We start from the raw sequence: 25,903 nt of genomic DNA, 5'->3' as shown, positions 1-25,903 counted from the left end.
CTTTTTTCACTTGCGCAAGACTTTTTTTAAACTATTTTTGTTCTTTTTTTTAAAAGACACAAATACAAATACTTATATGATAAAGAAAATTAAAAATCCACAAGAAAAAACCTTAAAAATTGAAAAACAAACAATATTTAAAGTAAAATGAAGATACTGAAATGGGAAACAAAACTTATTTTTTTGCTATTACACTAAATTTATTAAAGATAGACGAAATCTTATTCAAGTCTCAAACGTAATCTTCTCCTACAGAAGAACCGTTTTAACAAACATAGCCACTCTAAAACTACAGACTAAACCTCAAACCTATTAAAAGCTAATTACCTAAACGGAGAAAGCCTTGAGGAATTAAAGAATTGAGAAGAAATAAAAAAGGAGGCTTTATGGCCTCCTTCTTATCTATACTATAATGTATGATATCTTTTTAGAAATTGTATGAAACAGTCATATTCCATGTTCTACCAAAACCAAAATACACCTCATTGTTAACATCAACTCCTTTATATAGTACTGATGAATCAGTAGCCTGAATATTTGTTCTTGATTCGGCAATATATACTCTATCGAAAACATTATTCATATTAAATCTAAAATTCAAAGAACTTTTACTGTGTTCTCCTAAAAGGAGCTTATAAGAAACACCTGCATCTACTAACCCATAAGAAGGTAATTCTAAAGCTCCCTGATCTACAACTGCTTGTGATGTAAATTTACTTGGATCAAGACTTGCGTACAGTTTATCAATAAATCTATAATTTGCATCTACTTTAAATCTTGTAAACACCTCATATGTTGCACCAATAGCTGCTGTCATCTGAGCACTTTCTCCCACTTTTAATCCTTTTATATTTTGATAAGTAACCTTTTGTTGTCCGGTAGAAGGATCGATCAACTCTATATTATTTTCATCAAAATAAGATGATTTAACCACTGAGTTACCATACTCCCATTTCCCTAAAGAGAACATTCCGTTAAAAGTTAACTTATCTAATGGTCTATAGGTAAAATCCAATTCTGCTCCCATATGGTCTTGTTTTACACCTTCCATAAAAGCGTAACCTCTTACTGTTTTAGTTGGATCAGCCGGGTCAGGGATTGTTAAAGTACCACTTCTAAGAAAACGATCTTGCCATGTTGTTTTGTATAGGTTAACATTGGCGCTAAATTTTTGAGAACGGAAACCATATCCAACTTCTAATCCCACGACTTTCTCATTTGTAAGGTTTTTATTTACAATAGATGCATTATTAGGATATACTGCATTAAAGAAAGGTTGTTTTGAATAGTACCCCGCATTCACAAACACATTATGATGTTCGTCAATATTATAGTTAGCTCCTCCTTTTACATTACCTCCTAAAATATTCTCAAAACTTGTTTTTGATAATGGATCACTACTTAAATATTTAAAATGATCTATTCTTTGGAACGCTTGATTTGAAAGAGCTCCCTGAACAAAAACGGTTAAATTATCATTGGAGTATTCTAACTGAGTGAAACCACCATACCAGTGTACCACTCCATCATTATTATACCCTACTTTTTCTTGATTACTAACATTTTGAAATGGATTTGCAGAAGGTTTAATAGAGTAAGTATTATATAATAATCTGTTTGGATTATTAACATCTACATTGTCAGAAAAAACATTTCCTCCAAAAAGATTATTTACATTCTGGTAGTGAATCCCTTTATAGGTCCTTAAATCCACTCCAAAATCTAAGGTAAGATTTTCAGTTATTTTTTTATTTAAATTAATTACACTACCATACCAGTTATGTGAATTAATGGATGATATTTGAGAAATCCCATTTGTTGCATTATTACTGGAACTAGAACTGTTCTGATACTGTCCGCCTACTTGATTTCTTGTAACCGGCACTCCGTTTAAATCTACTTGCTGACCTGAATTATATGCCAGGATCTTATCCATATCTACTATGCCATCTGCAGTTTTTAAACCAGCATCATAATATCTTTTACCTCTTATTGCTCCTGTTCCATTTGCTCCTCCTCCACGACCCCAGGAAGCATAAAATACAGAAGACAATTTAGTTGTTTCATTAATTTTCCAATCCCAGTTTAAAGACATTATGGGTTTATGATAATAGTTACTTCTTAACCCAAATTCTTTTCCATTTATATATGCTGCATCGCTATTGTATTTAACATCCGGTTCTCCATTTGAACCATATTTTATATACTCACTAATTTTTGAAGCGGTGGATCTTTGATTATGCCATTGTGGGGCACCTGTAAAAGTAAACTGAAGATTATGTTTTTCATTTATTTCGTATCCTAATCCTACATAATAATTATAACTTTCAAATTTCGTTGCGTTCACATAACCATCACCCGCTGTTCTACTAAATAAAACAGAAGCAGAAAATCCGTTTTCTAATTTACCGGTTGAATAAGATGCAAGATATTTTGTAAACTGGTCATTTCCTGTACCTGCCGAAATCGTACCTCCTTCTTTCATGTCAGAAGTTCTTGTAACAATATTAATTGTTCCACCTACGGAAGAAATAGCTAATTTTGAAGATCCCAGACCTCTTTGTACTTGCATTGCTGTAGCCATATCAGACACTCCTGCCCAATTACTCCAATACACAGAACTGGTTTCCATATCATTGATAGGCATACCATTAACCATTACAGCAATATTTCTCTGATCGAAACCTCGAATATTAATTTTTGAATCTCCAAATCCACCTCCTGATTTCGTTACATATACTGAAGGTGTATTACTCAACATTTCCGGAAATTCCTGATTTCCTAATTTCTCCTGAATTTCTGCTGCTTTAATAGTAGAAACAGCTACTGGTGTTTTTCTGTCTTTTGCAATATCAGTAACACCTGTAATAACAACATCATCTAACAAATTTGAATTTGAAATTAAAATAATCTTACCTAGATTAGTTGCTTTACCATCTTTTGCCTGGAAAGAAACTATTTTATTATCATAACCTAAAAAAGAAAAAACCAATTCTCCTGAAGAGGTGGTTGCATTAATAGAAAATTTACCTTCAAAATCCGTAGATGTTCCGATAGATGTTCCTTTAATCATAACATTAGCTCCTGGAAGAGGGGCATTCATATCTGAATCGATAATAATACCTGTAATTTTTCCTTGAGAAAATACGGTTGAAACCACCAAAAACAGTAGCCCTGAGAATAACCAATTTTTCATGTTTTTCATTTTGTTGTTGTGTTTTAATTTTCTGCAAAAATCTGATATTTTTTTATTTACAATGTTAAGTTAACGTTAATATAATTTAGCTTAATTTTTTGTTAATGGTTTTAACATATTAAAACTTAAACATCTGTAACATAACTCATTTAATTTAACATTTGATTCAGCTTACAAAAACAAAACAGAAACACTTTTTAGCATATTTATCGAAATAAAAAAGCCTCATTCTATTTTAAAGAATGAGGCTTTTTGAAATTAATTTTATACTATAATTTATTTTCTACTTAAAAAATACTCCAACAAAAGTTGGGTTGAACTATCGTGTTGTTTCACTTTTTTTGAAGTGATTTCATCTAGTATCGATGTTGCTAACTGCTTCCCTAATTCAACACCCCACTGATCGTAACTAAAAACATTCCATATAACTCCTTGTACAAAAATTTTATGTTCATATAAAGCAATTAATGACCCTAATGACCTAGGTGTTAATTTCTCGATCAGAATTGTATTGGTTGGTTTATTACCTGGAAATATTTTAAAAGGCAGTAAAAATGCTGCTTTTTCTTTATCTATATTCATTTTCTCAAATTCAGTAATAACCTGCTCTGATGTTTTTCCGTTTAATAAAGCTTCTGTTTGTGCGAAAAAATTAGACATCAGCTTATCGTGATGATCCTGATTTCCGTAAAGAGGTTTTACAAAACCGATAAAATCTGTAGGTATTAATTTTGTTCCCTGATGAATTAACTGAAAGAAAGCATGTTGTGAATTCGTTCCGGGCTCACCCCAAATGATTGTTCCTGTCTGATAATTTACAGGATTACCATCTCTGCCAACACTTTTCCCATTACTTTCCATTATTCCTTGTTGTAAATAAGGAGCTAACTTCTGTAGATATTGTGTATAAGGAATCAGAGCTTCACTTTCTGCACCAAAAAAATTATTATACCAGATACTCAGCATTGCCAAAATCACAGGAATATTTTTATCAAAATCGACTGTTCTGAAATGTTCATCCATTTCATTTGCTCCTTTTAATAATTTATCAAAATTATTAAACCCTATTCCGAGACTAATGGATAAACCTACTGCGCTCCAAAGAGAGAATCTCCCTCCAACCCAGTCCCACATAGGGAAAATATTATTTTCATCTATACCAAAATCTTTTACTTTTTCAATATTAGTGGAAACGGCAACGAAATGTTTGGCTACATCTTTTTTAGTTGCTGTTTTTAAAAACCAGTTTCTAATCGTTTCAGCATTTGAAAGTGTTTCCTGTGTTGTAAACGTTTTTGATACAATAACAAACAAAGTTGTTTCGGGATCTAAATACTTTATTGTTTCCATCACATGATCTCCGTCTACGTTTGAAATAAAATGAAGATTCAAATGACTTTTATAGAACTGTAATGCTTCTACAACCATATTAGGTCCTAAATCAGACCCTCCAATACCAATGTTTACTACATCTGTAAACGTCTTTCCTGTAAAACCTCTTCTCTCTCCATTAAATATCTCATTTGTAAAAACTTTGATCTTATTTTTTACTTCAAAAATCTCCGGAATTACATTTTCTTCATTAATGGTAATATGGGCTGTTTCCGGAGAACGTAAAGCGGTATGCAGTACGGCTCTGTTTTCTGTCTGATTAATAGTATCTCCTTTGAAATATTTAGCAACAGCATCTTTTAATTCTACTTCATTTGCTAATTCTAATAAAAGATCGATTGTTTCTTTATTAATAATATTCTTAGAATAATCAATTAAAAAATCATTCCACTGAATATTAAACTTTTCTGCTCTTGTAGTATCTTTAATAAACATTTCTTTCATCGAAACATATTGTAGTTTCTCAAAATGCTCACGAAGCTTTTGCCACGCAACTGTTCCTGTTGGATTAATTGTATTTAATGCCATATTATTCTTTGGATTTAATTCCTGCTATACTGTCCAATTCTATTTTAAGCGGGGTCATATATTTTAAAAACCTAGGCTTATTTTTTGGATTCATCGGTTCGGAATTAGGTGTTTTATGGGTCAACGGATCTATTTGTTCTCCGTTTTTCCAAAAACGATAACAAACATGTGGTCCTGTTGCTAATCCTGTACTTCCAACTTTACCAATAATATCTCCTTGTCTTACTCTTTGTCCTTGTTTTACTAAAATTTTAGACATATGTAAATACTGGGTAGAATAGGTTTTATTATGTTTTACTTTAACATAATTACCATTTCCTGCGGTATATCCTGTTCTTTCTACAATGCCTGAGGCAGTAGTCATAATGGGTGTCCCCTGTGGTGCTGCATAATCAGTTCCTTTGTGTGCTTTCCATCTTTGTTGTACCGGATGAAAACGACGAGGAGAAAATTTAGAAGTAATTCGGCTAAATTTTAATGGGGCTTTTAAAAATAAATTTTTAAGAGCTTTCCCTTGTTCATCATAATAATCTATTTTCCCGGTAGTTGTATCCTGTATAAAAGGGAATGCATATATATATTTCCCTTTATGTTCAAAAAAAGAAGCTTCTATATTATCTACTCCTGCATATAATGTATCACTGATATATTTTTCACTAAATGTAACTGCAAACTTATCTCCTTTTTGAATCTTAAAGAAATCGACAGACCATGCGTATATCTGTGATAAATCATGTGCTAATGCATAATCTACTCCTTCATCACTAAGAGCCTGAGATAAAGAGGAATTAATTTCGGCAACTATTGTTCTTCTTTTAACTGAAATTGGTTTTTTATTTCTATAGGCAACTATAGAATCTCTTAAGTCAATAACGCTGTAATTAATATTATCGGGCTGATAAATAAAAACTTTTAACTGGTGTAATGAATCTTTAGACCTAAGCATTGTATAGGGTTTTCCTACTTTAATTATTCTTATATCAAAAGAATCTTTTACTTTTTCTGTTATTTGGTGTGCTCTTGAATTATCAATATTTGAATTAAATAAAAGTTTTCCAAATGTATCTCCTTTACGAATGGTATCTCTTACAACATCGTAATCATTTAAAACAAAACCAAACTCCTCTACCAAAACAGCTTCTTCTATGTTTTCATCAACTATTTCATTCTCCTTTTTATTACATGACACTATTGTAAAAAACAACATCATGGCTATAACTGTGTACTTCAACTTTTAAACTTTTATCCTAATTAAACATTTCTTTCTTCTCCCCATGAATCCAACTCGGCATCTGTCCACAATTCAGGAAAAAATATTCTTCTCTGGTATTTTGGATGCATATATTTTTTCCAGTCGCTACCGCCTGTGGCTTCTCCATTTCCTTTTCCGCTGTCAATATATTTTTTAGCAGCATTATAATGTCCCATTACCCATGTAATATTTACAGTATGATCATAATGACGCATTGCTTTGATCAAATCTTTATCCAACTGATCTTCTTCTGGCAATTCTTTAAACTTCTGCCATAGATTGATCGTATTATACTCCTCCATATACCCCAGGAATAGCTTTTTATATTTTTTTTCAAATTCTAAGATCAGATATGATTTTTTACCTGTATGATAATCTTTTCCTGCTGCTTGCCAGTATAAATGCTCTAAAGCATGCTCTAAGGGAGTATTTCTATCAATCGTATCTCTGTATCGGTGATCTATTAAATTAATCAGATCTGTAGAACAGAATTCAATTAATCGATACTGAGCACTCTGAAACCCACTTGCCGGGGTAAGTGTATTACGAAATTTCATATACTGCTCTACTTCCATACCATTTTCCATGATATTGAAAGAGGTGGTAAGCATATCAAAATAACGACTAATTCGTCTTAATTTTTCAGTAAAATATACAATTGAAGGATTCTCTGTATGGGACAACTGATCTATTTCCCACAAAATCATTTTAAAAAGGAGTTCATTTACCTGATGGTACATAATAAAAACCATCTCATCTGGTAAAGTTGTTCTTTGATTTTGCAGACTTAAAAGGGCATCTGTCTGAATATAATCCCAATATGTAATCGGCTTAGACCAGAGCAGTCCTTCTAAATGGGTCTCTGTCTTCTGATCAATTGATCGAAATTTATCTTCTAACTGTTCAAACTTTTCTTTTAAATCCGAGGTAAAATCCATATTTTAATTAATCTCTTTTGGTAAATGGATGTTTTAATCCTTTATATTCCTCTAAATCTGCTTTTAGCGAACCTACTGCTAAACTAGCTTTTATTCTAATCGGCAATTTATTTTCATCATTTGATATCCAAACAGTTAGACTTTCTTTTTCTTTAAAAACACGTCCAGCTTGTACATAGGGTCTGAATATCAAAGTGGAAATTTTTCCAAATTTAGTTTTTATATCTTCTTTACCAATATATTTTAACTTAAACTTGAAGGTTTCATCATCAAAAAACATGTCAATAATGACCGACTCTCCGACTTTTAGTTTATTAATGTTAGGGTGATTTCTTAAATAATAAAAAGAAGAAACAATATCCTGAACATTTTCCGGTATAGCAATAGTCTTTTCAGTATTATTTTTATAATCTTTTACGAAAATGGTATTATTAGTGTAATTAAAAAATCCTTCCTGATCTTTTCTATAACCACCTTCATCAATCTTTCTGACATATTGATACGGTTTACCGGTCGTTTTATCAAAATAACTCTGATAATCATCATTTACTTTGAAAAACACTTTTGTAACTCCTGTTGTATAACCATTTCCCACAACATGATATACTTTCTTATTATTTTTAACTCCTTCCTTTACTTCAAGTGTTGCAAAACCGGCATTTACCAAACCATAATGAATTCTAAATTTGAACCATTCACCCGTAGTAAAAGCTCCTGTGGTCTGTGCGTGTAAATTTATTGCTGAAATTAAAAGAAAAAAATATATCGTATTTTTCATAATAAGCAATTTAGGGGTTTTAGAATATAATAATACAATTTTTATTCCAAAATAAAAAAACAAAAAAACTCAATCAAAAAATGACTGAGTTTTTATGCTATTAACCAACCAAAAAACTATAAATTATGAAAACTCGCAAAAAGTAATCAAGTAAACCAACTCTTTCCTCTTTTGCGAGTGCAAAGGTATTAAATGTTTTTAGTTTTACTAGAAAAAAATAAACTTTAACACCTTTTTAATAAAAAATGGTTGGAAAAAAACTCATTTGTTATTGATAATTTAAAAAAACAATATTTTTATAAAGTTCCTCTCAATTCTTGTTCTCGCTCAATTGCCTCAAAAAGAGCTTTAAAGTTCCCTTTTCCGAAAGAAGTTGCTCCTTTTCTCTGAATAATTTCAAAAAACAAAGTTGGTCTGTCTAAAACTGGCTTAGTGAAAAGCTGCAGTAAATACCCTTCATCATCTCTGTCAATTAAAATACCCAATTCTTTTAATGGTGCCAAATCTTCGTCTATTTTCCCTACTCTTTCTAAAACATCATCGTAATAGGTTTCTGGAACATATAAAAACTCTACTCCGCGTGACTTCAGTTCTTTTACTGTTTCTACAATATTATTTGTAGCTACTGCAATATGCTGAACACCTGCACCATTATAAAAATCAATATACTCTTCTATTTGTGATTTCTTTTTTCCTTCTGCGGGTTCATTGATCGGAAATTTAATTCTTCCGTTACCATTACTCATCACTTTACTCATCAAAGCGGTATAGTCTGTGGAAATATCTGAATCATCAAAAGAAACTAACTGGGCAAATCCCATAACATTAGCATAGAATTCACACCATTTGTTCATTTCATTCCACCCTACATTACCTACAATATGATCTACATATTTAAGTCCTGCTGCATTTGGTTTAAAACCGGGATCCCATTTTTTATAACCAGGCATAAAAGCTCCTTTATAATTTTTTCTTTCGACAAAAATATGAATGGTTTCTCCATAGGTATGAATTCCGGAAAGAACAACTTCTCCATCAGCATCTTTGATGGTTTTAGGTTCCATATAACTTTTCGCACCTCTTTTAATGGTTTCCTGATAGCTTTTTGCAGCATCATCTACCCAAAGCGCAATTGTTTTTACGCCATCGCCATGTGCTTCAATATGTTTGTTAATCTCTCCTTCTCCCTGTAAAGGAGAGGTCAAAACCAATCTTATTTTTTCTTGTTGTAAAACATAAGAAACCCTGTCTTTCATTCCTGTCTCTAAACCAGCATAGGCCACCGGCTGAAATCCCCAGGCAGACTGATAATAATAAGCCGCCTGCTTTGCATTTCCTACATACATTTCTATATAATCTGTCCCCAGAAGAGGTAAAAAGTCTTCTGCTCCTTCAATAATTTTCTCTAATTGTAATGATGATTTATCTGTTGCCATTATATTATTCTGTTTAATAGTTAGTATATAAAATCTATCGAATATCAGAAATTTAAATAACCTTCTGATTCTGATTCAAAAACAAAGACTCACCACATCGCTCTTAAATGACTTGTTATATCTACTCTATAATTTAGCATATAAATATTGTTAAATTACTTATCTAACCAGGACTGATAATATTGCTCATCTGCAATTTTCACAGCTTCTTCTGTTAACTGTAAAGGCTTGAATGTATCAACCATAACGGCTAATTCCTGTGTTTCCTTTTTACCAATACTTCTTTCTACAGCACCGGGATGCGGTCCGTGAGGGATTCCTGCCGGATGTAGTGAAATATGTCCTGCTTCAATATCGTTTCTACTCATAAAATCACCATCAACATAATAGAGAACCTCATCACTGTCAATATTACTATGATTGTAAGGAGCTGGAATAGAATCAGGATGATAATCATATAATCTTGGCACAAAGGAACAAACTACAAAAGCATCTGTTTCAAAAGTTTGATGTACTGGCGGCGGTTGATGAATTCTGCCTGTTATAGGTTCAAAATTATGTATTGAAAAAGCATATGGATAATTAAACCCGTCATATCCCACCACATCGAAAGGATGGGTAGCATAGATCATTTCAAATATATCATTCTGTTTTTTAACCTTTATAAGAAAATCTCCTTTTTCATTATTGGTTTCCAATTCATAAGGTCGTCTTATATCCCGTTCGCAATAGGGGGAGCTTTCTAATAACTGCCCAAACCAGTTTCTATACCGTTTTGGTGTATAAATCGGTCTTCGGGATTCAACAATAAATAATCGGTTATCGGTTGTATCAAAATCTATCTTATAAATTGTACCACGAGGAATAACTAAATAATCACCATATTTAAAATCCAGATTACCAAGTACAGTTCTTAATTTCCCCGTTCCTCTGTGAATAAATAATAGCTCATCTGCATCTGTATTTTTATAAAAATAATCTTTTGTAGATTCTTTGGGTGCTGCTAACAGTATTGTACAATCACTATTTGTCAGGACTGCTTTTCGACTGTCTAAATAATCTGCTTCGGGAAGTATCTGAAACCCTCTTAATCTATAAGACTGAATGTTATTGTTTTTAGCAATCTTAGGGGCAACACTATATTGTTTAATTATTTTTTTTACTTGTGTCGGTCTCTGTTCGTGGTACATATTAGAATACATCCCTTCAAAACCAATGGTTCCAAAGAGCTGTTCATAATACAAATCACCATTTGGCTTTCTGAAAACAGTATGCCTTTTAGGTGGAATCTTTCCTAAGTGATGGTAAAACGGCATTATTGTATATTTTTAAATTACATATACAAATATCGTAAAAATTTATTCTATTAAATTTATTATTACTAAATATATTAAACCAAAAAAACACTTTGAATAATAATACTTTTAAATAAAAGATATAAGTATAATCTAAAAAACAAAAAACGTTGATTAACCCTGGGGTTAATCAACGTTTTTAAGTTGTATAAATATTTATTATTCTTTATTTATTCTTAAAAAAACTAACGCTATAAATAATGGCATGAATAGCTGAAAATATTAATGAAAAATAATACAAATACTTATCGTCAATTCCCGGGGTTGCATGATGAATTATTGCTACTATAATAAGGACAATCACCATTGCTATACCTGAAATCGCAACTGTTTTATAACTGTTTTTTCCAAAATTCCCTTTATTCAATTTGCTGTGTTTCATTCCGTAGAAAAGATATAAATCAAATCCAATCATCATCCAAACGATTAAACGAATCCATGTGTCTAAAGGAAGGAATACCATCATAAATAAACAAACCAAAACACCTAAAATCGGCACTAAAGGCACTAACGGGGTTCTAAATGCTCTTGGTGCATCCGGCATTTTTTTACGCATAACTAACACGCCCAGACATACTAATATAAAAGCAAATAAGGTTCCAATACTTGTCATTTCTCCTACTACTCTTGCCGGAACAAAAGCGGCAAAAATACTTACTAACAACATGAATAATAAATTATTCTTTGCAGGTGTTCTGAATTTAGAATGTACTTCTGAAAAGACTTTTGGTAAAAGACCATCTTTACTCATTGAAAAGAACACACGACTTTGTCCCATTAACAATACCATTATAACGGAACAATATCCTAACAGAATAGCAACAATAATGGCTTTATTCAACCACGGATAGGCAGGCACTATAACTCCCGAAGCATCAGCATATCCCATAGACTCAATAGCAATTGCTACAGGAGCAATGCCATCGGCACCTCTAAAAGCTTCATAATTAACTACTCCTGTTAAAACATGTGCAAATAATATATACAAAACGGTACAAATCCCTAGTGATAACAAGATACCTATCGGCATATCTCTTTTAGGATTCTTTGTTTCTTGCGCTGCTGTAGAAACGGCATCAAAACCAACGTAGGCGAAAAAAACAATGGCTGCTGCTCTAATAATCCCGGAAAAACCAAACTCACCAAAGGTTCCTGTATTTTCCGGAACATATGGTACTAAATTCTCAGGTTTAACGAATTCCCATCCTAAAGCAATAAAAACTAAAACAACAGAAACTTTAATCACTACTATGATGCCATTTACAAAAGCAGACTCTCTTGTTCCTTTAATTAAAATCAGCGACATTATCATAACAATAAGTACTGCGGGTATATTTATAATTCCACCTTCAAAAGGAGAATGAGTATAGGCTTGGTCAAGATGAATTCCATAACTATCTAGAAACTTTATCAGATATCTGGACCAACTAATCGAAACGGTAGCGGCTCCAACAGCATACTCCAGAACAAGATCCCAACCGATAATCCAGGCAATGAATTCTCCCATTGTAGCAAAAGAATAGGTATAAGCACTTCCTGCAACAGGAATCATAGATGCAAATTCAGCATAACACAATCCGGCAAAAACACAGCCTATCGCTGCAACCAAAAATGATATTGTAATAGATGGACCAGCATTAGTAGCCGCAGCTAAACCGGTTACGGAAAATAATCCTGCTCCGATAACAACACCAACCCCTAAAGCAACTAAACTCGGAGCTGTAAGTGTTTTTTTTAATCCTTTTTCTGTATCCGAAGCTTCTTCGAGTAATTGTGATAATGGTTTTCTTCTCCAAATAGACATATTCCTTATTGTATTAGTTTTAAGTAGATTCCAAATATATAGTTTTTTTACAAAAACACAACATAAAATCTAGAGCAATATACCGAAACAATACGAAAATCTTAATTTAAAACCAAAACCCAACAGTAAACAACCAGAAACTACTCTTTATTTCAGGAGACCAAGAGTACTTTACTTCTACAGGGCCTAGCAATGTTTCCAGTCCATAACCTACAGCGTAACCAGAATAATCGGGGGATGAGAACCATTCTTCTACGTTATCATAAATATTATATCCAATATTAGCATAATTAGCATAAAAATTCAGATGATTATTTTTTATGATTTCATAATCTATACCTATGGTTCCTTTGATATAGCTATTTCCTTTTAAATTCAGATAATCATATCCATAAAAACTTTTGAAATTATTAATGGCATTAAATCCATATCCTCCGAGAAAAAAATCTAATACCTGCGGACTGTCTCCAAGAGAGAATCCTCCTTCTGTCTTAAGGCGGAAAACAACGTTTTTGAAAAGAGACTGCGCGATTCCAAAATCTCCCTGTACTATTGAAAACTTGCTGAACTTTTCGGAAAACAAATTTCCTTTTTCAGAGGACAATAAATACCATTGAAAATTACCGTTAAAAGAAATTCCTCTATATGGAAAATATTTATTATCATAGGTATCATATCTTAAATAAGCATAGGAACTTAAATAATTATTATTTTCAAAAATAGACCCTCCGCTTCCTTCGTTTATATTAAAAGTTTCTGTTTCTACTTTTAAAAATTTATGCTGTAATCCTGCTCCAACTAAAAAAACCTGTCTGAAGATTGTCTGAAGATATATCTGGTTTGTAAAATCAGAATGTCTGATACTTACCTTATTCAGGTCAGTAACCCGTCCGGGAATTTCTTCTCCGAAAACAGGAAAATCAGCTTTAAATCGATTGAATCTAGAATTAAAACCAAAACTCCAGTAAAAACCATTATCAATATAATAATCTAAATTATATCTCAGATTATCTCCAAGTATAAGATCTAATGAGGCAACATCATTATCAAACAATAAATTTTTCTTTGTCAGGTTTATTAAAGCGGCTGTTTTATATAATCCATCATAATGAGCTCCTAATTTTAAAAATGTTTTTATTTTATTTTCTGTCAGGTCCAGTATCAGATTTTCTCCTTGTTCTGTTTTGAATAACTGATAATCTATCTTTTTAAAGTTCTGAGTTGCATTTAAACTATTGAGACCATCGTCCAAGTCTTTGAATGAAACGGTTTGATTAGAACTCAGACGCATTTTTCCTAAAATATAAGCTCTGGAATAATTTTCACTTCCTTTTATAATGATCTGGTGAATACAAAGTTCATTCTTTGGCTGATGAGTAAATGTTCTTTTTTCTTTAATCTGTGAATTTCCTAATTGCACTAACTGATCTTTGAAAACCCGGGCTGCTTCTTCACCATTTTTTATAATCTGCTCACCTGAATTAAAAGAAATCACATTATATCCTTTTATGTTCGGTTTTATATAAATATCTGTTGCTTTTGCTTTTATATCCATCCCCTGATACATCTGGAAATTAATAATCTGCATTACTACACTTGCGGCAGAAGACATTGTTTCTTTTGTTTTAAGGTCATCCTGAACATCTACCCCTATTATTATGTCTGCTCCTAATGCTTTAATCTCATCCAGCGGATAATTATTAACGACTCCTCCGTCTATTAAAATCTTTCCGTCTATTTCTACGGGGCTAAATAAAGAAGGAAAAGCACCACTTGCTTTTATAGCCTGCGGTAAATACCCTTTATTGAGTACAACCTGTTCACCTGTTTCAACATCTGTCGCAATACACAAAAAGGGTATCGGAAATTTATTAAAGTCGTTTATATCATTTACTCTGTAAGTAAGTCTGTTCAGTAAATTATAAACATTCTGTCCTTTTGATAATGCAAGAGGAATTCCAATTTTAAAATTATTAAACGGTAATGTAAGAGCATATCGTTCATCATTTTCTTTTTCATAAAACGATTTTACGGAACGAGGTAAATTATCCTGAATTATTTTTTCAAAATCAGTAACCTGAAAAATAGAATCTATCTGATTTGCCGAATATCCTGATGCATATAATCCTCCAATAATGGCTCCCATACTTGTTCCTCCGATATAATCAATTTGAACACCTGCTTCTTCAATCACTTTCAGTACTCCAATATGTGCCAAACCTTTTGCTCCACCTCCACTTAGAACTAGTCCCACTTTTGGATTCTTCTTTTGTTCTTGTGAAAATGCTATAGAGAATACGAATAATAAACAGAGTATAAGGGTGTTGTTTTTCATAAATAATATCATGGTGTTATTTTGTAAAAGTCTGAAATTTTTTTTGCTTTTGAAACACCTACAATAGCAGAAAGCTCCTCTTCTGAAGCTTCTGCTATTCTTTTTACGGATTTAAAATATTTTAAAAGAGTAACCATTGTCTTTTCTCCTATTCCGGGAATAGTCTCAATAGAAGTTTGTATTGCTGCTTTACTGCGTTTATCTCTATGAAAAGTAATCCCAAAACGGTGTGCTTCGTTTCTTAACTGCTGAATTATTTTCAATGTTTCTGATTTTTTATCTAAATAAAGAGGAACTGAATCTCCGGGATAAAACAATTCTTCTAATCTTTTCGCTATACCTATAATTGCTATTTTACCTCTTAAACCCAGATCATCCATACTTTTTAAAGCGGAAGACAGCTGCCCCTTTCCTCCGTCAATAATAATGAGCTGAGGTAAAGGTTGATTTTCATCTAACAGCCTCTTATAACGCCTGTAAACAACCTCTTCCATGGAAGCAAAATCATTAGGTCCTTCTACTGTTTTTATGTTAAAATGACGATATTCTTTTTTACTTGGTTTTCCGTCTTTAAAAACAACGCAGGCAGCTACCGGATTTGTCCCTTGTATATTCGAGTTATCAAAACATTCTATATGTCTCGGTTCTGCGGAAAGACGCAGATCTTTTTGCATTTGAGCCATAATACGGTTGACGTGACGATCAGGATCTACAATCTTGATCTGTTTTAACTGATCGATTCGATAGAATTTTGCATTACGAATCGATAAATCCAGTATCTGTTTTTTATCTCCTAACTGAGGAACTGTTATTTTTAGATTTTCACCTAAATCCATCTTGAAAGGTACGACAATCTCTTTTGTAATAAGATTAAATCGCTGCCTTAATTCTACTATCGCTAATTTGAGTAATTCTTCGTCGCTTTCATCTAGTTTTTTCTTAATCTCTAATGTATGGGAACGAATAATTGCTCCATGGGAAATCTGTAAGAAATTGACATAGGCTGAACTCTCATCAGAAATAATGGAGAAAACATCTATATTGGTAATCTTAGGATTTAAAATTGTTGATTTTGACTGATAATTCTCCAAGACATCTATCTTTTCTTTTATTTTCTGCGCTTCTTCAAAAAGCATCTCTGAAGCCAGATGATTCATCAGTTTTCTAAACTCTTTTAATGATTCTTTGAAATTACCTTTAAGAATCTCTCTTATCGCATTTATATTATTCTGATACTCTTCCAGAGACTGTAATCCTTCGCAGGGTCCTTTACAATTCCCAATATGATATTCCAGACAGACTTTAAACTTACCGGTTTTAATATTTGATGGACTGAGATCATAATTACAATTCCGCAGAGGATAAAGCTCTTTGATTAATTCTAATAATGTGTTTACGGTTTTAAAACTTGTATAGGGACCAAAATATTCTGATCCGTCCTTAATCATATTTCTGGTAGGAAAAATTCGGGAAAAAGGTTCGTTTTTTATACAGATCCAGGGATAGGTTTTATCATCTTTTAATAGAACATTATATCTGGGCTGTAATTTTTTAATTAAATTATTCTCTAATAAAAGGGCGTCTGTTTCAGTAGGAACAACAATGTGTTTTATCGAAACTATTTTTTTTACTAAAACATTGGTTTTAGCGGTATCGTGTACTTTATTAAAATAGGAGGCTACTCTCTTTTTTAAATTTTTAGCTTTGCCTACATACAAAATCTTATCGTCTTTATCATAATATTGATAAACCCCGGGACTATCGGGTAAGGTCTGAATCTGAATTTCTAAAGAAGGAATATTCATTTGAAATTGTTAATTATCTATTTCTTATTTTCTTGTTCTTTATCAATTGGACGTAATTTATCCAATTGTTCTTTTAATGCTCCTACCTTCTGAATATTCTCCATCTGAACTTTTTTATTTACTCCTTCCTAAAATTATTCTCAAATTTACAAATTTGATATTACTAAATCTAAAATTAGAAATAACTTATTAATTGCAATCTTTAGATTAAACCCTTTCAGGGCTTACTTTTGTTCTTGGTTATTACTTAGCTACTTTATATTTTACAAAAAATCTATTCTCTCCACTAAAAGACCACCCCGCCCTTTGGATATCCCTTCCTTTGGAGGGGAAGTTATATGACTATACTTTTGCTCTTTTTTAGTAATTCTAAAAGCTAAATAGCATAATAACTATTATTTATCTATTTTTATCTTTTTCTTATAAAGATGACCAAACTTAAAAACAAAGACCTCACTATTCTGGGGGAAACAATCACTCCTGGAGAAAGCAAAACTATTAACATGGAAATTGCTAAATTACACACTATGACTAAATTAAAGATTCCTATTATAATTGAACGTTCTCTTATAGCAGGTCCTGTTTTTCTTTTTTCTGCGGGTCTTCATGGTGATGAAATTAATGGAACTGAAATTGTAAGACAGATTATTTCTCAAAAAATAAATAAACCAAAGTGTGGTACAATCATCTGCATTCCGATCATTAATATTTTTGGCTTTGTAAATCAGGAACGTGAATTTCCGGATGGACGTGATCTGAATCGTGTTTTTCCGGGCAGCAAAAATGGTTCTCTTGCGAGTAGGTTTGCTTACTATCTGATGAAAGAGATCATTCCAAATGTAGATTATTGTATTGATTTTCATTCTGGAGGTGCCAGTCGTTTTAATGCTTCTCAGATCCGAATTGCCCCTAATAATCCTGAATTGAAAAAATTAGCTGATATTTTTCAGGCTCCTTTTACATTATGTTCTAAAAATATCCCGAAATCCTTTCGAAATTCTTGTGATAAAGCGGGGGTTAAAATGTTATTGTTTGAAGGAGGGAAATCGTTAGATATCAATGCAACTATAACAAATGAAGCTGTTGAGGGGGTAAAAAGGGTTCTAAAATCTTTTGATATGTTATCTGATAAAATAAAAACAACTTCTACTGATAAGGAAACAATCTATATCGAAAAATCAAACTGGGTACGGGCAAAAAATTCAGGATTATTTCATCATTTAACTGAGGCAGGAAACTTTGTAGAGAAAGGGCAGGTTCTAGCTGTTATTACGGATCCGTTTGGAAAATTTGAATTAAAAATAAAAGCTCCTAATTCAGGTTATATTATTAATGCCAATCATACTTCAATCGTATTTCAGGGGGATGCCATCTATCATATATCTACTAAACAATCATGACAAAAAAAGAACTCAGAATAAAATATAAAGCTTTTAGAAACGACTTAACGGATTTATTTATTGAAGAGAATAGTCTTGCAATTGCTAATTCTCTTTTAAAACTGAATATTTGGGATAAAACGTATTATCATCTGTTCCTTTCGATAACTGAATATAAAGAAATTGATACTGAATTCATCTTACAGATTCTGGCGGGTAAAGACAAGGAGGTTGTCATCTCAAAAAGTGATTTTGAAACCCGATCAATGATAAATTATCTACTAACAGATAATACCAGAATCAAAAAAAATGGATATAACATCCCTGAACCAGTTGATGGAATTGAGGTTCCTTCAAAAAAGATAGAGGTTGTTTTTGTTCCTCTTCTGGCTTTTGACAAAAAAGGAAATCGTATTGGATATGGTAAAGGTTTCTATGATAAATTCTTATCTGAATGCAACTTCGATACTATTAAAATCGGACTATCTTTCTTTGAAGCGGAAGAACAGATAGATGATGTTTCTGACAGTGATATACGATTAGATTACTGTATTACTCCACAAAAAACCTATTATTTTGTTTAGGTTACTGAGACTCAAAGTTACAGAGGTTCAAAATTAAACGGAGTTAAAAAGAGTCCAATGTCAAAAGTCTTAACGTGATCGGGCTACAAAAAACATTTCGCCTCTTACAAACTATCAACAACAAGTGTTATTTACTGTTTTTAAAGGCTCTTTTGTTAAAAACGATTAACACACCTACACCTGAACTGATCGCTACGTCTGCAACGTTAAATATCGGCTCAAAAAAGGTAAAGAACTTTCCTCCCCATATAGGCAACCATTCTGGTAAATTACCTTGCCATAAAGGAAAATACAGCATATCTACTACTTTACCGTGAAAAACAGTACCGTAGGGGGTTTCTGCAAATAATGTGGCAACTTGTCCATAACTGTCATTAAATATAATGCCATAAAAAACAGAATCAATAATATTTCCTAAAGCACCTGCAAAAATCATTGCAATTGCCACAATCAGGAAACCGGAACTTTTCTTTTTAACGGAATCATATAACCAGTATCCTATTCCGGTTACGGCTACTAATCTAAAAAGAGTTAAAAACAATTTACCATAGGATCCAGGTATTTTTGCCCCCCATGCCATTCCTTCATTTTCAATAAATAATATTTTAAACCAATTAAAAACATGTACTTCTTCACCTAGAGTAAAATGGGTTTTAATATATATTTTAGATATCTGATCTACTATTAAAATAATGGAAATTATCAGGCATGCTTTCTTTAATGACATTGTTATAAATTTAATTTACGCAAAAGTAAATAATATAATTAGAAAAAAACGCCCCTTAGAGGAGCGTTTCGATTTATTTAAAAAAATTAACTTTTATTTTTGTAAATTCTTTGCTTCAATACTCATTGTAGCATGTGGCACTAGTTTTAATCTTTCTTTTCCGATTAATTTTCCTGTGACTTTACAGACTCCGTATGTTTTATTTTCGATACGGATCAGGGCATTTTTCAGATCACGAATAAATTTTTCCTGTCTTGTTGCCAATTGTGAATTTGCTTCTTTGGACATTGTTTCACTTCCTTCTTCAAAAGCCTTGAATGTGGGAGACGTATCATCTGTTCCGTTATTCAAATCATTCATGTAGGCACTTTTGATTAAATCCAGATCTGCCTTCGCTTTCTCAATTTTCTTATTGATGATTTCCTTAAACTCTGCTAAATCAGCATCTGAGTATCTTACTTTTTCATCCACCATAATAAATACATTATTTTGAAATTAATAATACAGTTTTTATCTCGTCAAATTCTATAGGGGTACCATCGCTGATAGTATCTTTTATTATTAATTCTTCTGTTAATGTTTCTGTTTTAATATATTCTTCATTACTTTTTATTGCTTCTTCAAGGATACCGTTTCTCTGAACAAAAACTTTAATCTTATCTGTTACTTCGAATCCGGAATCTTTTCTAAGATTTTGTATTCTGTTTATAAGTTCTCTTGCAATACCTTCTTTTTGCAACTCTTCAGTTATTGTAATATCTAAAGCTACAGTAATAGTTCCTGAATTTGCAACTAACCATCCTTCAATATCCTGAGATGTTATTTCTACGTCTCCCGATGTTAAATTAACACTTTTCCCTGATATAACAATGCTTATATTTCCTTCTTTCTCTAATTTACTTATCTGTTCTTGAGAAAAAATACCTATCTCTTTAGAAATCAACCCCATATCTTTACCAAAACGAGGTCCTAAGGTTTTAAAATTAGGCTTTATTTGCTTCACCAACACACCTGAAGCATCGTCTAAAAGAACAATTTCTTTAACATTCACTTCTGCTTTTATCAAATCGGAAACTGCTTCGATCTCTTTTCTCTGATTCTCATCGGAAACAGGGATCATAATTTTTTGTAATGGCTGACGTACTTTTATCATTTCTTTTTTACGAAGTGATAAAACTAAAGAGGAAATCGTTTGTGCTTTTTCCATCTTACTTTCTAATTTTTTATCGACACAATTTTCGTCATATACCGGAAATGATGCTAAATGTACTGATTCAAAAGCCTCAACACCTGTTGGAGTAGTCAGATCTTTATAAATCTTATCCATAAAGAACGGGGCTATGGGAGCACTTAATTTTGCTACAGTGACTAAACAGGTATATAATGTCTGATAGGCAGCAATTTTATCTGTTTCGTATTCTCCTTTCCAGAAACGTCTTCTACATAGACGGACATACCAGTTACTTAGATTTTCCTGAACAAAATCAGAGATTGCTCTAGCTGCTCTTGTAGGTTCATAATCTTCATATAACTGATCTACTTCTTTAATCAGCGTATTCAGCTCTGATAATATCCAACGGTCGATTTCGGGTCTCTGTTGTAAAGGAATCTGTTCTTCTGTAAACGAAAATTTATCAATATTAGCGTATAAACTAAAAAATGAATAGGTATTATATAATGTTCCGAAAAACTTTCTGCGTACTTCTGCAATTCCTTCGAGATCAAACTTAAGATTATCCCATGGGTTAGCATTGGAGATCATATACCAACGAGTGGCATCAGGACCGTATTCTTCTAAAGTTGTAAAGGGATCTACGGCATTACCTAAACGTTTGGACATTTTTTGTCCGTTTTTATCCAGAACTAGTCCGTTTGAAACTACATTCTTATATGCTACAGTATCAAAAACTGATGTTGCTATAGCATGTAAAGTATAAAACCATCCACGAGTCTGGTCTACTCCTTCAGCAATAAAATCTGCAGGAAATGCTTTATTTTGATCAACAAGGTCTTTATTTTCAAAAGGATAATGCCATTGGGCATAAGGCATTGCACCTGAATCAAACCAAACATCAATTAGGTCGCTCTCTCTTTTCATTTCTTTACCGGATGGAGAAACTAAAACAATTTCATCTACTACATTTTTATGCAGATCAATCAGATCATAGTTCTCTTCGCTCATATTTCCAATCTCAAAACCTTTGAAAGGGTTTTCTTTCTGGAAACCTGCACGGATTGATTTTTCAATTTCATTGTATAGCTCTTCAACGGAACCTATTAAAATTTCTTCTGTTTTATCTTCTGTTCTCCAAATCGGTAACGGAATTCCCCAGTATCTTGATCTTGATAGATTCCAATCATTGGCGTTTTTCAGCCAGTTCCCGAAACGTCCTTCTCCTGTTGCTTTTGGCTTCCAATTAATCGTTTCATTTAAATCGAACATACGATCTTTGAAATCTGTAACTTTAATAAACCATGAATCTAACGGATAATACAAAATAGGTTTGTCTGTTCTCCAGCAATGTGGATAACTGTGTACATATTTTTCTACTTTGAAAGCTCTATTCTTTTCTTTCAGATCAATTACAATTTCAACATCAACTGATCTTTCCGGTGCTTCGTTTTCATTATAATATTCATTCTTCACATATTTTTCAGACAGACTACCTAATCCTTTTATAAACCTACCTTGTAAGTCTACTAATGGTTCCGGATTACCTGCTTCGTCTAAAACCAGCATCGGAGGAATTTCGGGAACTGCTTCTTTAGCTACTTTAGCATCATCTGCTCCAAAGGTAGGTGCGGTATGTACTATTCCTGTTCCGTCTTCTGTAGTAACGAAATCACCTGCAATTACACGGAAAGCATTTTCAGGATTCTGATACGGTAATACATATGGCAACAACTGTTCGTATTTTATACCTACTAAATCTGCTCCTTTTATCTCGGCAAGAACAATATATGGAATTTTCTTATCATCTGGTTTATAATTCTCTAAATCACTTTCGTTTTCTATCTCAAAATATTTTCCTGAAAACTGACTGCTTATTAATGGTTTTGCCAGTATTACGCTGATAGGCTCGAATGTATACTGATTGAATGTTTTTACTAAAACATAATCAATCCTCGGACCTACTGTTAATGCTGTATTGGATGGTAATGTCCATGGAGTTGTTGTCCATGCCAAAAAGAAAATCTCATCTAAATCTAAAACTTCAAATTTATAATGTTTCAGGTTTTTTGAAGTGATATAATTATAAAATCTGGATAACAACCGTTCTACATCTTCATCTACTACTTTAAATTGTGCTACTACGGTCGTGTCTGTAACATCTCTGTAACTTCCCGGCTGATTCACTTCATGTGAACTTAAACCTGTCCCTGCCTTTGGAGAATACGGCTGAATGGTATATCCTTTATACATCAGATCTTTGTTATACATCTGTTTTAAAAGCCACCATACCGTTTCCATGTATTTTGGTTTATAAGTAATATACGGATCTTCCATATCTACCCAGTATCCCATTTTTTCTGTCAGGTCATTCCATACATCTGTATAACGCATTACTGTATTTTTACAGGCTTCGTTATATTCTTCAATGCTTATTTTTTTACCAATATCTTCTTTTGTAATACCTAATTCTTTTTCGGTACCGAGCTCTACGGGTAATCCGTGGGTATCCCACCCTGCTTTACGCTTTACCTGATATCCTTTCTGGGTTTTATAACGACAAAAAATGTCTTTAATGGCACGAGCCATTACGTGATGAATACCTGGTAGTCCGTTTGCTGAAGGTGGTCCTTCAAAAAACACAAAGGGCTGGTTTCCTTCACGAGAAGTTATACTTTTTTCAAAGATGTTTTCTTTTTTCCAAAATTCAAGTACTTCATTAGCTACATTTGGCAAGTCAAGTCCTTTGTACTCAGTAAATTTCTTACTCATTTTATCGTTTTCTAAAATCAATTTGCGAAAATAAGAATTTTAAAATTAATGATAGAAAAAAAAGAGAAAGAAAGAGAGTATAAAGTTTTCAGAATGCAGTCTCAATTTTCAGTAACCAAAAACCAATTTTTAATTTTTAAAATAATTTTTAAGAAAGAATTATTGATGTTTTATTAAAGTTTGAAAAAAGAAAAGTATGATTTCTGATAAAATCAACAGCAATGGGCAGTTTATTCTCACTTACCATCTCTTAAGATCATCACTTTTCAACACACCAAACTAAACAGAGAAATTTATCTGCTATAGGAAAAATTAATTCAATCTGTTCTTAAATATTATGGTGGTTCTGTCGAATGGATTCAAGAACTTCTCCTTTAATCAGATCATCCTGTAAGATCCAATTATTACCAGAGAGGTGTTTTTATTTTTCTGACTGTAATTGTTCGAAAAATAAAGCCTATTTCTAACATTCAAAACTTTGCAATACTACTGCTGCTTCCTGTTCTGTATAATATCGTTCAGATAATTTCAATATCTTACATACAAAATGGTATTCGGCATGGTCAAAATTATTTTTAAAAACAATATCAAAGGAAGCTTCTTTTGTAAAATTAATCCTTATTGAATAATTTTCTTCTAAACTACACAACATCTCTAATTCTTTTACTGAACAAGGCATATTCTCCAACTGCTCAAGTCTTAATTCCATAACAGGATTCTCCTTATGGAAAGCCATCCCTGTATATGAATATCCCATAAATAAAATTGAATCTTCTTCAATTTTGCAACTAAACAACTGACCTATCACTGCTTCCATAAAATTAAATTTCAAAAATCTATATATTTCTGTATCCGATAAAGGTACAAAAAAATTTATTCTTCAACAAAATCGAATCAAAAAAGGAACCAAAGTTAACAAAATATAACTTTATAGCCAAAAACCTTTTATTTATTGCATATTTTAAAAATTTATACAGAAAAGGGTTTTTCTGAAATCTAATATCTTTTTACCTTTTAACCAACAACAATAAGTTTGCCACTTTTACAAAGTAAAATACAATACTTCACAAAAAACATTAAAAACATTTACCTCTATTTTTTATTTATGCAAAAACCTCTTTTAATACATCAAGTGATTTTGGTTTTCTGAAACCACCAATGTGGGCTGAATAATAATTCATCAACAGATTTAATAACATTTGTCGTTCTATTACATGAAATGTTTTCTCATTATTGTCCAGTTTGAGATCTAATAAGATTCTGAATAAATCGGTCTGATGTTTCGTCAAAGAACTTACTCCTTTAAAAGACGTAAAAACACCTTCTGAAATTTCAAAAAAAGGTAAATCAACATTGGAAATATCAGGATAAAAACCAAAATATTTGGTTATCTCAAGAAGCAAAATCAGATGAAAATTTGCTATTTCTTCGTGGGTATCGAGCCATACTAAAGCTGCTTCTAGATAAGAGAATAGGTTTTCATTCTTTTCTTCTTCCTGAATGCTATGAGATAAAACTTCTGAAAGAAACATAATAATAGTACTTTTTGTAATATCAATGGTGATAGTCTGATACTGTATACTTACTTTTATTTCTTTGAAATTTTCTAAAGTTCCTTTATTCTTATGACTGGCTTCAATTTCCAGAATGGTAAGTGGCTGAAAATAAGCAATTCTCTGATTGTTTTTTTTAGAAGAAAAGGCGTCTCTGACAAAATAGGTCTTTAATCCATCAGACAGTGTAAAGCATTTTACAATGAGACTTTTTTCATTGAATTTAATGGTGCTTATTACTATTGCTTTTGTTTTGATATTCATTCTATTCGAATCTCTGTTCTTAAAGCTTATTTTATTCTTTAAAGCAAAAATACATCATCATTTTGGTCTACCTATCTTTTTGATAACATACTACAAAAAAAGCTTTCTGTTTAGGAAAGCTTTTCGTTCTTTATGGTTGTGTCACTTTTACAAGTGAAACTTCTTGTTCTCCATTCGGAAAACTCCATACAATTTTATCTCCTTCGGCATATCCTATAAGAGCAGTTCCCATAGGCATCAAAACAGATAATTTTTTCTGTGCAGGATTACTTTCTGTTGGTATAACTAACTGATATCCTTTCATCAACCCTGCTGGTCCTTGAATATCGATAACGCTATTCAGTCTCACTACGTCTGCAGGCATATCGGACTCTTCGCGAATATCTGCTTCTTTCAGTTCTGCTCCTAATTTAGCGTAAGAAGCTTCATGTACTGCATCTTTAGCACCTGCTTTAGATAGAATCTCTTCTAATAATTTGTGCTCTTTTTTTTCAATAACTAATACGTTATATTTCATAATTTCAATTTTTAATAAAACTAAAAGCGAAGGCACCATCGCCCAAGCTTTATTTTTTTGTGAAACAATCTATTCTGTTCTTCTATATTCTTATATAACAAAAAACCCGTGTTGTAC

Annotated in this window: 18 protein-coding genes; 2 read left to right on the top strand and 16 right to left on the bottom strand. The window is 32.2% G+C overall.

What is annotated here, in order from left to right:
* Positions 1-427: 427 nt before the first annotated feature.
* From AC4FQX_RS11685 to uvrC, 10 genes are all read right to left on the bottom strand, one after another.
* On the bottom strand, positions 428-3,205 hold the full coding sequence (locus tag AC4FQX_RS11685; RefSeq protein WP_491167883.1) for a TonB-dependent receptor: 2,778 nt from the start codon (positions 3,203-3,205) through the stop codon (positions 428-430).
* Between the two features lie 267 nt (positions 3,206-3,472).
* Positions 3,473-5,116 carry a glucose-6-phosphate isomerase gene (pgi, locus tag AC4FQX_RS11680; RefSeq protein ID WP_491167882.1) on the bottom strand — a complete coding sequence of 548 codons (1,644 nt, stop codon included), beginning with the start codon at positions 5,114-5,116 and terminating at the stop codon, positions 3,473-3,475.
* Between the two features lies 1 nt (position 5,117).
* Positions 5,118-6,347: a M23 family metallopeptidase gene (locus AC4FQX_RS11675; RefSeq protein WP_491167881.1), complete on the bottom strand. Its 1,230-nt coding sequence runs from the start codon at positions 6,345-6,347 to the stop codon at positions 5,118-5,120.
* Positions 6,348-6,367: 20 nt separating this feature from the next.
* Complete coding sequence (locus AC4FQX_RS11670; protein WP_491167880.1) at positions 6,368-7,306, bottom strand: tryptophan 2,3-dioxygenase family protein; 939 nt, start codon at positions 7,304-7,306, stop codon at positions 6,368-6,370.
* Between the two features lie 7 nt (positions 7,307-7,313).
* Entirely contained in the window at positions 7,314-8,084 is a 771-nt protein-coding gene (locus AC4FQX_RS11665) for a DUF3108 domain-containing protein (protein ID WP_491167879.1), read from the bottom strand.
* A 296-nt stretch (positions 8,085-8,380) separates the two neighbouring features.
* Positions 8,381-9,520 carry a 4-hydroxyphenylpyruvate dioxygenase gene (hppD, locus tag AC4FQX_RS11660; protein WP_491167878.1) on the bottom strand — a complete coding sequence of 380 codons (1,140 nt, stop codon included), beginning with the start codon at positions 9,518-9,520 and terminating at the stop codon, positions 8,381-8,383.
* Between the two features lie 155 nt (positions 9,521-9,675).
* On the bottom strand, positions 9,676-10,836 hold the full coding sequence (locus AC4FQX_RS11655) for a homogentisate 1,2-dioxygenase (RefSeq protein ID WP_491167877.1): 1,161 nt from the start codon (positions 10,834-10,836) through the stop codon (positions 9,676-9,678).
* Positions 10,837-11,041: 205 nt separating this feature from the next.
* Positions 11,042-12,679, bottom strand: coding sequence for an amino acid permease (locus AC4FQX_RS11650; RefSeq protein WP_491167876.1), 1,638 nt, complete (start codon positions 12,677-12,679; stop codon positions 11,042-11,044).
* A gap of 106 nt (positions 12,680-12,785) precedes the next feature.
* Positions 12,786-15,014, bottom strand: coding sequence for a patatin-like phospholipase family protein (locus tag AC4FQX_RS11645; protein WP_491167875.1), 2,229 nt, complete (start codon positions 15,012-15,014; stop codon positions 12,786-12,788).
* Between the two features lie 8 nt (positions 15,015-15,022).
* A complete protein-coding gene (uvrC, locus tag AC4FQX_RS11640; RefSeq protein ID WP_491167874.1) occupies positions 15,023-16,819 on the bottom strand; it encodes an excinuclease ABC subunit UvrC in 1,797 nt (598 codons plus the stop codon).
* Between the two features lie 428 nt (positions 16,820-17,247).
* Between uvrC and AC4FQX_RS11635 the strand changes: the two genes are divergently transcribed.
* Together AC4FQX_RS11635 and AC4FQX_RS11630 are read left to right on the top strand one after the other, a co-directional pair.
* Positions 17,248-18,219, top strand: coding sequence for a succinylglutamate desuccinylase/aspartoacylase family protein (locus AC4FQX_RS11635; RefSeq protein ID WP_491167873.1), 972 nt, complete (start codon positions 17,248-17,250; stop codon positions 18,217-18,219).
* Positions 18,216-18,782: a 5-formyltetrahydrofolate cyclo-ligase gene (locus AC4FQX_RS11630; RefSeq protein ID WP_491167872.1), complete on the top strand. Its 567-nt coding sequence runs from the start codon at positions 18,216-18,218 to the stop codon at positions 18,780-18,782. Before AC4FQX_RS11635 ends, AC4FQX_RS11630 begins: the two co-directional genes overlap by 4 nt.
* A gap of 127 nt (positions 18,783-18,909) precedes the next feature.
* Here AC4FQX_RS11630 and AC4FQX_RS11625 read toward each other — a convergent pair whose 3' ends face one another.
* The 6 genes from AC4FQX_RS11625 to AC4FQX_RS11600 form a co-directional block, all read right to left on the bottom strand.
* Entirely contained in the window at positions 18,910-19,509 is a 600-nt protein-coding gene (locus AC4FQX_RS11625) for a lipoprotein signal peptidase (protein ID WP_491167871.1), read from the bottom strand.
* A 93-nt stretch (positions 19,510-19,602) separates the two neighbouring features.
* A complete protein-coding gene (locus AC4FQX_RS11620) occupies positions 19,603-19,983 on the bottom strand; it encodes a TraR/DksA family transcriptional regulator (RefSeq protein ID WP_491167870.1) in 381 nt (126 codons plus the stop codon).
* A gap of 10 nt (positions 19,984-19,993) precedes the next feature.
* Complete coding sequence (ileS, locus tag AC4FQX_RS11615; RefSeq protein WP_491167869.1) at positions 19,994-23,452, bottom strand: isoleucine--tRNA ligase; 3,459 nt, start codon at positions 23,450-23,452, stop codon at positions 19,994-19,996.
* A gap of 463 nt (positions 23,453-23,915) precedes the next feature.
* Positions 23,916-24,269, bottom strand: coding sequence for a hypothetical protein (locus AC4FQX_RS11610; RefSeq protein ID WP_491167868.1), 354 nt, complete (start codon positions 24,267-24,269; stop codon positions 23,916-23,918).
* A gap of 286 nt (positions 24,270-24,555) precedes the next feature.
* Complete coding sequence (recO, locus tag AC4FQX_RS11605) at positions 24,556-25,269, bottom strand: DNA repair protein RecO (RefSeq protein ID WP_491167867.1); 714 nt, start codon at positions 25,267-25,269, stop codon at positions 24,556-24,558.
* Positions 25,270-25,399: 130 nt separating this feature from the next.
* Positions 25,400-25,786, bottom strand: coding sequence for a GreA/GreB family elongation factor (locus tag AC4FQX_RS11600; RefSeq protein WP_491167866.1), 387 nt, complete (start codon positions 25,784-25,786; stop codon positions 25,400-25,402).
* Positions 25,787-25,903 lie beyond the last annotated feature (117 nt).

This window comes from Flavobacterium sp. AK-301, assembly GCF_058310215.1.
The sequence above is the reverse complement of the archived record's forward strand: the minus strand, read 5'-3'. Positions and strand labels throughout refer to the sequence as shown.